The organism is Klebsiella sp. CD33 (assembly GCF_051992865.1).
In the GTDB taxonomy this organism is placed as follows: Bacteria; Pseudomonadota; Gammaproteobacteria; order Enterobacterales; family Enterobacteriaceae; genus Klebsiella; species Klebsiella pneumoniae.
This window is the reverse complement of sequence record NZ_CP197023.1, coordinates 3,766,412-3,779,098: the sequence shown is the minus strand read 5'-3', so window position 1 is coordinate 3,779,098 and position 12,687 is coordinate 3,766,412. Positions and strand designations below refer to the sequence as shown.

General features: G+C 57.0%; 11 protein-coding genes. 3 read left to right on the top strand and 8 right to left on the bottom strand.

Annotated elements, in window-relative coordinates; all coding sequences use genetic code 11:
* Nucleotides 1-58 precede the first annotated feature (58 nt).
* Nucleotides 59-1,486, bottom strand: coding sequence for an MFS transporter (locus ACR809_RS18645; RefSeq protein ID WP_122051488.1), 1,428 nt, complete (start codon nucleotides 1,484-1,486; stop codon nucleotides 59-61).
* A 108-nt stretch (nucleotides 1,487-1,594) separates the two neighbouring features.
* Here ACR809_RS18645 and ACR809_RS18640 point away from each other — a divergent pair, with 108 nt between their 5' ends.
* The 3 genes from ACR809_RS18640 to ACR809_RS18630 all read left to right on the top strand — a co-directional run bounded on the left by ACR809_RS18640 (nucleotide 1,595) and on the right by ACR809_RS18630 (nucleotide 6,991).
* Nucleotides 1,595-2,461 (top strand): helix-turn-helix transcriptional regulator, encoded by an 867-nt coding sequence (locus ACR809_RS18640; RefSeq protein WP_122051487.1) that lies wholly within the window; start codon nucleotides 1,595-1,597, stop codon nucleotides 2,459-2,461.
* Nucleotides 2,462-3,130: 669 nt separating this feature from the next.
* Nucleotides 3,131-4,165 carry a hypothetical protein gene (locus tag ACR809_RS18635; RefSeq protein WP_038806924.1) on the top strand — a complete coding sequence of 345 codons (1,035 nt, stop codon included), beginning with the start codon at nucleotides 3,131-3,133 and terminating at the stop codon, nucleotides 4,163-4,165.
* A gap of 96 nt (nucleotides 4,166-4,261) precedes the next feature.
* Nucleotides 4,262-6,991 (top strand): sigma 54-interacting transcriptional regulator, encoded by a 2,730-nt coding sequence (locus tag ACR809_RS18630; RefSeq protein WP_122051486.1) that lies wholly within the window; start codon nucleotides 4,262-4,264, stop codon nucleotides 6,989-6,991.
* A 52-nt stretch (nucleotides 6,992-7,043) separates the two neighbouring features.
* Here the strand turns inward: ACR809_RS18630 and ACR809_RS18625 are convergent, their stop codons facing one another.
* From ACR809_RS18625 to nfsB, 7 genes are all read right to left on the bottom strand, one after another.
* Nucleotides 7,044-8,030 carry an SIS domain-containing protein gene (locus ACR809_RS18625; RefSeq protein ID WP_004147471.1) on the bottom strand — a complete coding sequence of 329 codons (987 nt, stop codon included), beginning with the start codon at nucleotides 8,028-8,030 and terminating at the stop codon, nucleotides 7,044-7,046.
* Nucleotides 8,031-8,094: 64 nt separating this feature from the next.
* Nucleotides 8,095-9,156, bottom strand: coding sequence for an SIS domain-containing protein (locus ACR809_RS18620; RefSeq protein WP_040026607.1), 1,062 nt, complete (start codon nucleotides 9,154-9,156; stop codon nucleotides 8,095-8,097).
* 17 nt (nucleotides 9,157-9,173) lie between these two features.
* The gene (locus ACR809_RS18615; RefSeq protein ID WP_004176976.1) at nucleotides 9,174-10,028 is read right to left on the bottom strand and encodes a PTS system mannose/fructose/sorbose family transporter subunit IID; all 855 of its coding nucleotides are present in this window, start codon (nucleotides 10,026-10,028) and stop codon (nucleotides 9,174-9,176) included.
* Nucleotides 10,029-10,030: 2 nt separating this feature from the next.
* Nucleotides 10,031-10,774, bottom strand: coding sequence for a PTS mannose/fructose/sorbose/N-acetylgalactosamine transporter subunit IIC (locus ACR809_RS18610; protein ID WP_004183295.1), 744 nt, complete (start codon nucleotides 10,772-10,774; stop codon nucleotides 10,031-10,033).
* 14 nt (nucleotides 10,775-10,788) lie between these two features.
* Nucleotides 10,789-11,259, bottom strand: a complete 471-nt coding sequence (locus ACR809_RS18605) for a PTS sugar transporter subunit IIB (RefSeq protein ID WP_004176974.1) — start codon at nucleotides 11,257-11,259, stop codon at nucleotides 10,789-10,791.
* Complete coding sequence (locus ACR809_RS18600; protein WP_002893017.1) at nucleotides 11,252-11,686, bottom strand: PTS sugar transporter subunit IIA; 435 nt, start codon at nucleotides 11,684-11,686, stop codon at nucleotides 11,252-11,254. The genes ACR809_RS18605 and ACR809_RS18600 overlap by 8 nt, the downstream gene beginning before the upstream one ends.
* Before the next feature lie 247 nt (nucleotides 11,687-11,933).
* On the bottom strand, nucleotides 11,934-12,587 hold the full coding sequence (gene nfsB / locus ACR809_RS18595; protein ID WP_004178896.1) for an oxygen-insensitive NAD(P)H nitroreductase: 654 nt from the start codon (nucleotides 12,585-12,587) through the stop codon (nucleotides 11,934-11,936).
* Between the last annotated feature and the right edge of the window lie 100 nt (nucleotides 12,588-12,687).

Below are 12,687 nucleotides of genomic sequence, written 5' to 3'. Positions count from 1 at the left end.
ATATCCAGCGGGTATGATGACCGCTGGATAGCTATTATGCAAATTACCGCCGCCGGTATTACGAGGCCACCGTCGCCGGCTGTCGGTTGAGATGATGGCGCAGCCACAGCGCTATCGCCCCCAGCAACAGCATCATGGCCACCTCGACCAGCAGAAAATCAATCAGCGCCTGCGGATAGTTTCCGCCGCCGCGACGGGCCAGCGCCAGGAACAGCGAACCAAGGATAGCCGGTCCGAGACCGAGGGTCGCCTGCTGCAGGGTGCTGAGGATTGCGCTCCCGGCCCCGGCGTCGCTGGCGCTGATATCGCGCATACCAATCCGATAAAAGCTGTTGACGATCAGCGCCTGGCCATAGCCGATCAGCGCCGTGGCGGGAACCAGCGTCAGGGCGCTGGTGGCGACGCCGAAGCGGGAGAAGGTGGCGCACAGCAGCAGGAGACCGGCGATCTGCACCGCCAGACCGGTCAGCAGGATCCGCCCCATGCTGTAGCGGGCGATAAGCCGCGGGGCATACAGCGCCGAAATAAAATAGGCCACGCCGAGGGCGATAAAGCTATTGCCGGACTGCCACGGCGCCATCCCCAGCCCCTCCTGCATGGTCAGCGCCATGCAGAACATAAAGCCGGACCAGGCGCTGAAAAACAGCAGGGCGATGGCCATCCCGAAGCGGATGCTGGTCAACTGCAGCAGACGCGGCGGCAGCAGAGGATGGTCGCCACGCTGCTGCTGGCGCAGGGCGCTCTGACGCATGGCGAACAGCAGCGGCAGGACCGCCACCAGCATCAGCTGCAGCCACAGCGGCCAGTGCAGCTCCGGACCGAGGGCCATCGGGAACAGCAGGCAGCAGAGGATCAGCGCGAGGTACAGCGTACCCTGCCAGTCAATCCGCGACGGCGTCTCGCGACGGGTTTCCGGCACATAGCGGCGGCTCAGAGCCAGCACCAGCAGGCAGATCGGCACATTGATAAAAAAGGCGTTGCGCCAGCCCAGCCCGGCGATGTCCGCCGACACCAGCCAGCCGCCGCCCATCTGACCGACGATAAAGGCGATCCCGCCGATCCCGCCATACAGGCTGATGGCCCGGGCGTGGGCGGGGCCTTTGAGGGTGACGTGCAGGGTCGCGAGGATCTGCGGCACAATCAGCGCCGCCCCGGCGCCCTGCAGGGTGCGGGCCACCAGCAGGGCGCCGATGCTGTTCGCCATCCCGCACAGCAGGGAAGCGATGCCAAAGAGGGCGACGCCCCACATAAACAGGCGCCGGCGGCCATAGTTATCGCCAAGCTTACTGCCCATCGCCAGGCAGACGGCAAAGGCGACGCCGTACAGCGCGACGATAAGCTCCAGCTGCGTGGCGCTGGCCGCCAGGGTGTGGGTGATGGCGTCCAGCGCCACATTGGTGATCGAGGTATCAATAAGCGGCAGCATCTGGCCGCTCAGCAGCAGCAACAGACCGGCGCGGCCGGGTGAAACAGCAGACGTATTCATGGGATTCTCCATTGCGTCATTCAGCAGACCGACGTAGCATTACCGATAAATTAAACGGGTACCAGTTCCTGTCTATACTGGTATTGGCACTACTATGCTGGAGGGGTGATGACCACGATGCCGCAACGGGAGTCGACGATCGCCGTGCCGGACGATCGACGCAAACAGCTGGGGGCCTTTCTGCGCGCCCGCCGTGAAAGCCTCGATCCGCAGCGCCTGGGGTTGCCCCGGGTGGGCCGCCGGCGCACGCCGGGTCTGCGCCGGGAAGAGGTGGCGATGCTCGCCGACGTCGGCGTTACCTGGTACACCTGGCTGGAGCAGGGGCGGGAGGTGAATCCGTCGGAGGCGGTGCTGGTGGGGGTGGCGAATGCCCTGCAGTGCAGTCCGCTGGAGACCCGGCATCTGTTCGTGCTCGCCGTGCTGACCCCGCCGGAAGCCACCCAGGTGACGGTGTGCGAAGGCATCAGCCCAGGGACCCGCCGGATGCTGGACAGCCTGATGCCGCAGCCGGCCAGCATTCAGAAACCGAACTTTGATATTGTGGCGTGGAACGACAGCTTCTGCCGCCTGATGGGCATCGATTTCGCCACCCTCCCGGAAGAAGATCGCAACTGCATTTATCTCTATCTGACCCATGAGACCTGGCGCAGCCGGATCGAAAATCGCGATGTGCTGCCGACCTTCGTCTCCTATTTCCGCGCCGCGATGGCCGAGCACCGCGGCGATCCGGCGTGGGAAAACAAACTGGCGCGCTTTTTCGCCGCCTCGTCGGAGTTTGAAGCGCTGTGGCATCAGCGCTACGAGGTGCGCGGCGTGGAAAACCAGATTAAACATTTTAACCACCCGCAGCTCGGGCGATTCAGCCTGCAGCAGATGTACTGGTATTCGGCGCCGCGCAACGGCTCGCGCCTGCTGGTCTACCTGCCGATGGACGAGGCGGGCGAGCAGGCGCTGGCGTGGCTGGACCAACATTAATCACAGGGAATCAGATGGCTGGCAATGTGCCATCTTCGGGTATTGCCCGGTCGGCGCTGCTGGACGGTTCCCTCTCCCTCCGGGAGTAGGGGGGAAGGCAAAGCCCTGCCGGGAAGTCTTTTATGTTATCTGTGGCTTCAGCGCACATTGCGCTCCCGGTTAGTCTTCTGCGTTATGTCTCTTACGGCGCAGGGAGCGCACAGGGGGCGGCCAGTCGCCGCCGCCCCCTGTACCCCCGGGCTCCGGCCAGCAACATCGCCACTGCTTGGTGCCTTCGACTTATCCCTGCAGGCTTCGGGTCGGGCCGAGGCAGCGTCCGTGCAAAACACGGCCCTCAGCCCGCATCCATGCGGGCTGCCCCGGCCTTCCGGGAACGTCTCAGCGATGTTGAGGCCGCAACAGCGGCAGTTTCAGTCGCACTAGTGGGTAAGTTAACGGCTGGCTGATACGGACCGTAGGCCGGGTAAGGCGCCAGCCGCCACCCGGCAATAAAGCGGCTCCGTGCCTGATATCATGCTCGGCGGCGCTGCGCTTACGCGGGCTTACGGTAAGGAGTAACAATCTGATATATAAATGGTTAATTAGGCCGGGGAGGGCGACAGCCGCTGCCCGGCAGAAAGGCGAGCATATTAGCGAAAACAGGTTTGTCATCAGTCTCAAGGAATGCCTATGAACGTAACCCGAAAAGAGCAGCGCATTATTCAGCGCGCGCTGAATGCCTGGCAGGCCAGCGGGGAGTTAACCCCCTCGGACAGCCAGCGGCTGGCGCAAACGATGCGCGTCTTCCCCTTTGACTGGCGGCGCCTGAGCCGCTATGCCTTCTGGACCGCGCTGGCCTGCGTGCTGATTTCCCTGGGCAGTCTGTTCGCCGACAGCGAGCTGGTGGCGTGGCTGCTGAGCCTGTTCAGCCACTCGGCGCTGATGCGGATCCTGCTGCCTGCGCTGCTGGCAGTCGTCTGCTACGGCTGGGGTTTTCGCCGCCAGCGGCGGGAGACGCAGTGGCACTACAGCACCGAGGCGATTTTGTTTCTGGGCGTCGTCTTTACCGCGGTGGCGCTATGGCAGCTTGGCGAACGGCTGGATAACGGCAGCGGCCATATCGCACCGCTGTTTCTGGCCGGATGCGTGATTTACGGTGCCATTGGCTATATTGCCCGCTCCGGGCTGGTGTGGCTCTTTTTTCTGCTGGCGCTGGGCAACTGGTTCGGCGCGGAAACCGGCTACGTCTCGGGGTGGGGCGCCTACTGGCTGGGCATGAACTACCCGATTCGCTTCGTCCTGTTCGGCGGCGCGCTGCTGGCGCTCTGCTACGGCGCGCAATCCCTGCTTCGCCAGCGGCAGCTGTTTACCGTCAGCAAGGCGATGGGCCTCACGTACCTGTTTATTGCGCTGTGGATCATGTCGATTTTCGGCAATTACGACGCAGACAGCTGGTACCAGGTGAGCCAGGCGCGACTCCTGCCGTGGGGGCTGCTGTTTGCCGTAGCGGCCGGCGTCTGCATTTTTATCAGCCTGAAAACCGATGACGGAATGCTGCGCGGCTTCGGACTAACCTTCCTGGCGATCAATCTCTATACCCGTTTCTTTGAGTTTTTCTGGAACGGGATGCACAAGGTGCTGTTTTTCCTGATCCTTGCCGTCTCGCTGGCGGTGATTGGCCGCTATGCCGAGCGCATCTGGCATGCGGGGAACGTTAAGCCATGAAAAATTAAGCGTTTTTAAAGAAGTGTGGCTGGCGGCAGCGACGTCCTGCGCGAATTGTCGTATAAGCGAATTTTACGCTTTTGACAGGGGAGCGAGATGAATAAGGAGTCGATTTTTCGCCAACTAGAACAACGGATCGCCGGGCGAGCGCTGACGGCGGAAGCGCTGGGCGAGTTTAACGCTATGGCCATCGCCGATAGCTTGAAGCAAAAACGCAGCATCATCAGCCATCATCTGAATAATCTCCATCGCGAGCAGCGGGTGGTCAAAGTGAACGGTCGCCCGGTGCTGTTTTTACCCGTTACCGTTCTGCGCGATCATCACCGCCTGGCGGTTCGGCACGGCGAATACGCCTCCATTCAGGCGCTGTGCGCGGATCGTCAGGATAGTCTGGCGCAGCTGATTGGCGCGCAGGGCAGCCTGCAGGAAGCATTGCGCCAGTGCAAGGCTGCCATCAGCTACCCTGGCGCAGGTCTGCCGCTGCTGCTGCGGGGCCCTACTGGCACCGGGAAAAGTTTTCTAGCTCGCCAGCTCTGGCACTACGCAATAGATGAAGGTATTTTACCTGCCGATGCGCCTTTTACCGTATTTAACTGCGCCGAGTACGCGAATAATCCAGAACTACTGACCTCGAAGTTATTTGGTCATGCGAAGGGGGCCTTTACCGGCGCCGATAAGGCCGTTCCTGGTCTTATCGAGACCAGCAACGGCGGGGTGTTGTTTATCGATGAGGTTCATCGGCTGCCGCCCGAAGGCCAGGAAAAGTTGTTTCATTTTATGGATAACGGTAGCTGGCGCCGGCTGGGGGAGAGCGCCGACGAGCGCAGCGCCACGGTGCGGCTAATTTTTGCTTCAACCGAGGATCTGGAAAAACACTTCCTGGCGACCTTTATTCGCCGTATTCCGGTGATTGTAAAAATTCTGCCGATCGCTGAACGCGGCCAATTCGAGCGGCTGGCGTTTATCCACCACTTTTTCCGCCGTGAAGCCCAGCGTTTGAACCACGATCTGGAGCTGGATGGCGAAATCGTCAGCCAGCTAATGCGTGAAACGCTTGAAGGAAATGTCGGTGGGCTGGAAAATTTGATTCGCAATATTTGCGCCAGCGCCTGGACATTTGGCGAACGTGATAGCGGTCTTTTACATATAAAAGCGGGTTTGCTGCCCGACCGATTACTGGCGGATGCGCCTTTTACCCTTCAGCAAAATAGCGAGCGGGTTATGATTTACCGCGATGGCGACGCGCAGCCTCTTTTTTCTGGTCGTCACCATGAATACCAACGGCTAACGGAAAATATTTGTAGCCTGTGCGAGGAGTTGGCTCAGGATAATATTAGCGTGCGGACCTTTGAAAAGCTTATTTATCAGAACGTGACGCTCTATCTTGATGCGCTGATGAATCAGGAGAGTACGGTCTCTCTGCAGGACAAACGGCTGCGCTTTATTGAAGATGTGGGCAAAGCAATCGCTGTCAATTATGACCTTCAGCTAAATGTCGAATTCGCTTATCTTACCGGCCGCTACCTCACCAGCCTCCCTCTGGCGCCGCGCAGCGTTGCTGAGCCCGTGCGTCTGGTGATGCAGCGCTGGCTGGACTCCTCGGCGGGGCTGGCGCAACGCATCGCGGAGAAACTACTGGATGTCGTCAATAATAAATACGATCTGCTCATCGATACGCTTGACCGTCTGGCGATTACCGCCATTGTCAGTAATGCTATCGATGCGACCAGCGGCGGAAAAGTGAAAGCGCTGATAATCGCCCACGGTTATTCGACCGCCAGCAGCATTGCCGGCGTTGCCAACCGCCTGATTGGCGAGAAGATCTACCAGGCCATGGATATGCCGATGGAGGTGGCGTTTAACGATGTCAGTCGCGCCGTGGTTGATTATCTCCAGCATACGGACACGCGTGCGGGTGTGATGGTGCTTATTGATATGGGCTACACCAAGGAGATTGCCGATGCGCTTTTGTCGGTGATTAACGGCCCGCTGGTAGTGGTGGATAACGTCACGACCCGCATGGCGCTGAACGTTGCCAGCGAGATCGCGTTGGGAAAAAACATCGAACAAATCGCCGAAGAGATCGTGCCGCTTAATCAGTCGCGTTGGGATGTGTTCTGGCCCGCAGAAAAAAAAGAGCGTGTGCTGCTGGTGACCTGTATTACAGGTATCGGTACCGCATTTAAATTTAAAAATCTGATGGAGAAGAGCCTGCTCAACGATTTTGATATTAACATCATCGCCTGCGAGTATACGCGCTTAAAAAACAGTCGTACGGTGGTATCGTTGCTCCACCAGTATGAAGTTATTGCGGTCGTGGGTACCCACGACCCGCAGCTGGCCGGAGTGCCCTGGGTTGGCATTGAGGAACTACTTGGCGAGCAGGGGCATCGACATCTGAGTCAGCTCTTAAGCGGCTATCTTAATGAAAAGCAAATTGCGCTGATTAATAAAAATATGGTTCGTGAGTTTTCACTGCATAACGTTGTCAACTCTCTGACGATACTGAATGCTGGAAAAACCATGGGCCATATCGAAACCATTATCGCTGAGTGGCAAAATACGCTTGGTTTTCATTTTAATAATAACTTAATTATCAGTTTATATGTGCATCTCAGCTGTATGATTGAGCGTCTGGTAATGCGTAATGAAATTAGCCATTATAAAGATCTTGAGCAATTTACCCGCCAGCATGGCGAATTTATTGCCATGGTGAATCACTCGTTCCAGCGCCTGAAAATACTCTATAACGTGGCGCTACCGGTAGCGGAAATTGGCTATATTCACGATATTTTTGAATTACGTATTGAAGATTTTAGCTGGTAATCCTCAACGCAGCCCCGGAGAATTACGCCGGGGCTGGCAGGCGGTTAGCGAATCAATATTCGACTTTCCACATATAGCGGCGGGTGGTCAGCGGGTGGTTGCGAGCGGTGGCCAGCGCCAGGTTGTAAACATCCAGTACGCAGTTGTGCAGCAGGCCGCAGAAATATTCGCGCACGCTGGCGTGCAGTGCGTCGATTCCCACCTTTTCCACGTCAATAATCTGCAGTTTTCCCTGGTAACGTTCGATAAAGCGGATCGCGCGATCATCCAGCGGGCGGGTGCGGCCGCTGCTTTTTAATAAAATAAACGGCGTTCCCGTTTCGGTAATCTCAAAGGGGCCGTGGAAATACTCGCCGCTGTGGATGCTGGCGGAGTTAATCCACTGCATCTCCAACAGAATACAGATGGATTCCTGATGCGCGGCGCCGAATGAGGGGCCGCTGCCCATCATGTAGATGACCTTTTCGGTCTTCCAGGCTTCGGCAAAATGGCGCGCATCCGCCTGAACCTGCTGCTGAGCGCCGCGTACCACGGATTCAAAACTGGCAAAGGCGCTGACCATCTCATCGTAATGGGCGTATCCCTCAGTTTGCGCAAGCACTTCCAGCGCCAGCCACAGGCTGTATGCCGCTTTTTGCTGCGTCGGATCGACGGTTTCGGGATAGCGCGCCCAGCAGTATTCAATAGTGTAATCGCTGTGTTCGCACAGCGGCGTGCCGGGGGTATATACCAGTCCAATAGTGGCGGCGCCTTTCTGACGCGCGATGCGGGCGGCTTCCACCGTTTCAGCGGTGTTGCCCTGCTGCGAGGCGAGGATCACTACGCTGTTTTTACCTAACGCGTTCGGCGTCGCATGGACAAATTCATTACTGGTAACATAGCCGACGGCCAGCTTTTTAGCTTCACAATCGAGAAAATATTTCCCCGGCCAGAAACCGGTTAATGAACCACCGCAGCCAACAAACCATACGCGCTCAATGTGCTGCTTAGATAAAATATCGCGAATAATAGTATGTGCGTTTTGATGAGCTATAGACATATTGGTCTCCTTGGGATGTATCGGGTCCTCCGCTGAAACGCGGATAACTTTTACTATGCGTCAATTAATTGAGTTGTTTACTTTTCATTTTCTGGTGGAACTGCGGATCCTTCGGTATTGCGGGATCGATGCCCTTCACTGGCGGCAGTCGGGCACAAACCATTTGTAACGGAATAATATATTCAAAGACCGCAAAGTCGGGATCGTTAATAAATGCGAAGGGCATATTTTTGCCGTTATTTTCGACTTGTGGACCAATGCGATAAATATGCTGAGTCCAGCCGCCAAGTATTTCCGCCAGGCGATCCTGACGCTCATCGGGAAACGGATCGAGCATGATCAGGGTAGAGCGCTCGTCGAAGGCGTTATAGATCCCGTGGATGAACTCCTCAAATTCGTAACCGGCAACCGGACAGCGTAGCGTTTCAAGCATCTTTAGCGCACCTTCCTGAACGGTGCCAAACAGCCTTGCCGGACCGGTCAGGCGAATATCCGCGCTGTCGATAAGCGGTCGGGCATGATTGAGAACCCACGCCTGCGAGGCCTCAATGAGCGTCGGCAAATGATTAAACGTGGTATCCATGCGGACGAGTAGCGCCTTGCGCTCCTCATCGCTCAGGCGCCGCTGGCGACTGGCGACAGCAAGCCCCAGCAGCATCAGATTAAGTATGGTGCAGTGATACCCTTTGGTTTTGGCGCCAGCCCGCTCTTCTCCACAGGGTACTGTTAAGACCAAATCTGCCGCCCGGTCGATAACGGCTGGCGCTTCCCCGGCCATGGAAGCGGTAAGATGCCCGGCTGCCCGGGCGCGTTCCATTGCGGCGAGGGTAGAGAGGCTGCCGCCTCCCTGAGAAATGCCGATGACCAGCGCTTTGTCGCTGAGGGTCAGCGCCGAATCATCCAGCAGAAAAGGCCAGTAGACATCAACGGGTAGCCCGCACCACTGCTGCATAAACGAGCGGGCGGTCAGCGCGCCGTGATAAGAGGTACCGGAGCCGGTCAGGATAATACGCGTGACGCCGCGCTCCGTTAGCGCTTTTGCCGCCTGCCAGAGATCTTCCCGCGTCTGCGTCAGCATAGCGAGCAGACAGGCGGGTGTTTCATTCATATAGTCTTCTACGTGCATGGGTGATATTCCTCTTCTTAAAGCAGGCCTAGCGCGCTGGCCGCCATGCCAAACGCGACGGTTCCTAGCAGGATCCAGTTAATATTGACTCCCTTGCGGATCAACTTGTACATCCCAAGGGTGAAAAGCAGCGGCAGCAGCGAAGGAAGTATTTTGTCAATAAACTCCTGCGCCTTCATGGTGGTCTGCCCGGCGGTAAAGCTGAGCGGGGTGGTGATATCTATCATGCTGGCGGTCATCGCGCCGACGACCATGAGGCCAACAATTGATGCGATATAGGTCACCCGGTCCATAAGGCCGCTTTGGTAAATTCTCATCAGCCAGGTCGTACCCGCCCGGTAGCCGAGCTTCAGGCCATACCAGCGGCACAAAAGATGCGGCAGGTTATAAACTAACAGCGCCAGTATCGGTCCCAGCAGGCTGCCCTGCTGGGCGAAATAGATACCCATCCCGGCGGCGATAACCTTTAATGATCCCCAGAATATGGAGTCGCCGATGCCCGCCAGCGGCCCCATCAGGCTGGTTTTAATCGCGTTTATCGACTCCTCATTAAATTCGGGGTTACGCTGGTTCTCTTCTTCCATGGCAATCGACAGGCCGAAGATAAAGGTCGAGAGATGGGGCGTGGTGTTAAACAGCACCAGATGACGCTGCAGGGCGCGCCCCAGCTCCGTTGGGTCCTGATAGATGCGCTTCAGGGCTGGCGACATTGCGAAGGCATAGCCCATATGCTGCTGGCGCTCGTAGTTCCAGGAGCCCTGTAGCGTAAAGGAGCGCCAGAACACGCTGCGTAAATCGCGGGCGGTGATGCGGCTTGCATCATCGCTTTGCGGCTGGGTAGCGCCAGTCACAGTTTGCGTCATTTCGCTCATGATTAGCTCTCCTGCTGCTTAAGATTAAGGAACTGGCTGATGATAAATGCCAACACCACAGCGAACAGCGCGATGGCGATAATATCCAGTTTGGTATATGCCGCTATCAGAAATCCCAGACCGAGGTACGGCATCAGTTTGCTGCTGAGCATCATGCTGATCAGCAGGGCGAAGCCGAGCGCTGGCAGGATCTTACTGGCGACGATCAATCCATTGGTTATCACCGGCGGAATGGCCTCCAGGAACCAGCTTACCGCCGAAGAACCAAGCAGAATGGCAAAAAATACCGGTAGAAATCCGTTTAAAAAATAGAGTAGCGTCGGACCGGCGAGGTGCATCAGGCCGACCATTCGGGTATTACCCTGTGCCGCATAGCGGTCCGCCAGATGACCAAAGCGGGCGTTCACCACGCGCACCAGGATTCCCAGCGTCTGCGCCAGCATTGAGACAGGGATGGCGATGGTGAGCGCAGCCTCTGGACCACGACCGGACATGATCGAAAACGCGGTGGCCAATACGGAGCCGGTCACGATATCTGGCGGGTGCGCGGCGCCGATGGCGACGTTGCCGAGGAAAATAAGCTCCAGCGTAGCGCCAATCAGAATCCCCTCATGTAAATTACCGCAGACCAGACCGGTGAGGGCGCACATCACCAGCGGTCGATCGATCATTGATACCCCAAGCAGGCGGCCATCAAGTATCCCCAGGGCAGCGATCAGTCCGAGTAACGTTGCGGTGAGCAACATAGTGACCTCCGAAGTTAAAGTTGGTCGTTAAGGAGTTCAGCCGAGTGGGCGGGTACCTGACGCATCTCCAGCCGAATACCTTTTTCTTTTAGCGCTCTGCTATGGGCGATTTCCTCTTCGGTCAGATAGATGGCCTTGCCGAATTGTCTTGCCCCTTCCTTCTGTGGCAGACCGCCGTAATTAATTGCGCTAATTCCTGGGACTTTTTCTACTAGCGCGAGGGTTTCCGCAGTATTGCCCAGGACCACCATGACTTTTTTATGATCCAACTTGCCGCTGTTAAGCTTTTCCGCCGCCTGTTCAACGGTGGCGATGTCCAGCGTGACGCCCGCTGGCTTTGCCAGGTTAAGCGACATCGTAATGAAGGCATCCGCCGCGGCTTTGGCGTTGGCGACGATGATATGGTCGATATCCAGCGCTCGGGTCCAGGCAAAAACCACCTGGCCGTGCAGCAGCCGATAATCAATGCGCACGAGTTTAATCATGAGATTCTCCCTGTGGGTCAGAGGATGGTTGTGTTATTAGAGGATTGATGAAAACAATGGATTCACGCGCCGCGCTGGTGGCGTAGATAATCGCGGCCTCGGTAGTGGCTTCTTCGCACAGCAGAAACTCTAGCAGCAGAGTCAGATTGATGCCGGCGACCACGAAAACGTTGCGATGTCGCATCAAGACGCTCACGGCGCTATTGTTGATACTGCCGCCAAGCAGGTCGGTGAAGATCACCACTTCATCACCATTCGCCTGGACGATGAGATGCTCCAGGGTTTGCTCCAGCTGTTCGGTGGTCACGATATCTTCGTCATAGGCGCAGACCGGGATAACGCCGTGTTCGTCGCCAATCAGCAGTGACAAACTGTTCACCAGTCCGCGAGCAAAATGGCCGTGGCTGGCCACATAGATATGTTTCACCCGGTTTCTCCTTCATCCAGATAGCGGTATCTGTTAAGAGCAAAGGGCGTGCCAGAAATGAAAAGTATTATTTATCAATTAATTAAATCGTCTGGTTCACACTAAAGTCGTTATTCCTGGCACAAGCGGGATTATGAGCGCCAGAAACTTGGCACAAACGGCAGAAAAGAGGGGGAAAGAGTGGGTGAAGAAAGTCCCGGGCGAGACGCTGCTGCGCCATGGCCCGGGCGTCCCCGGCAGAAGGGAATTAAATCTCGGTAATGGTCGTCGACTGCGGCAGACGCGACTTCGGCAGGGTAGCGTTGAAATCTTCTACGCTATGGTGGCCGACCGGGACCACCACCAGGCTGGTGTAGCCCTGGGCTTTCAGGTCAAATTCCTCATCGAGGATCGCAAAATCGACCCCTTCAATCGGCACGGCGTCGAGACCCATCGCCGCTACGCCCAGCAGGAAATTGCCGACGTTGAGATACACCTGTTTCGCCATCCACTGATCGTCATCTTTCAGCTCTTTGCGGTGCATATCGGCAAAGAAAGTGCGACCCTTGTGGTTAGCGGCTTTTGCGTCCGGGGTGGCGAAACGGCCATCGGCCTCTTCCTGATCCACCACGCGCTGCAGCCAGGCGTCGTCCATCGCGGTTTTCGCGCAGAACACCACCACGTGCGAGGCGTCGAGAATTTTACGTTCGTTGAACACGTAGGTGCCGCTGGCGGCTTTCGCCACGCGAGCTTTCCCTTCATCGGTGCTGGCGACAATAAAGTGCCACGGCTGGGAGTTGGTGCTAGACGGGCTGTACTGCAGCAGCGTTTTCAGCTGTTCCGCTTCCCCGGCAGTCAGCTTTTTCGTGGCGTCAAAGGCCTTGGTGGAATAGCGCTTCAAAGCGACCGATACGATATCCATAACTCTTCCTCACAGTTTACAGCACCTTACCGGTGCGTTCAGGAGAGGAAGAGTACAGCGAAGATCGCAAAATGATAAGGGTGAAAAATGCGATAACACT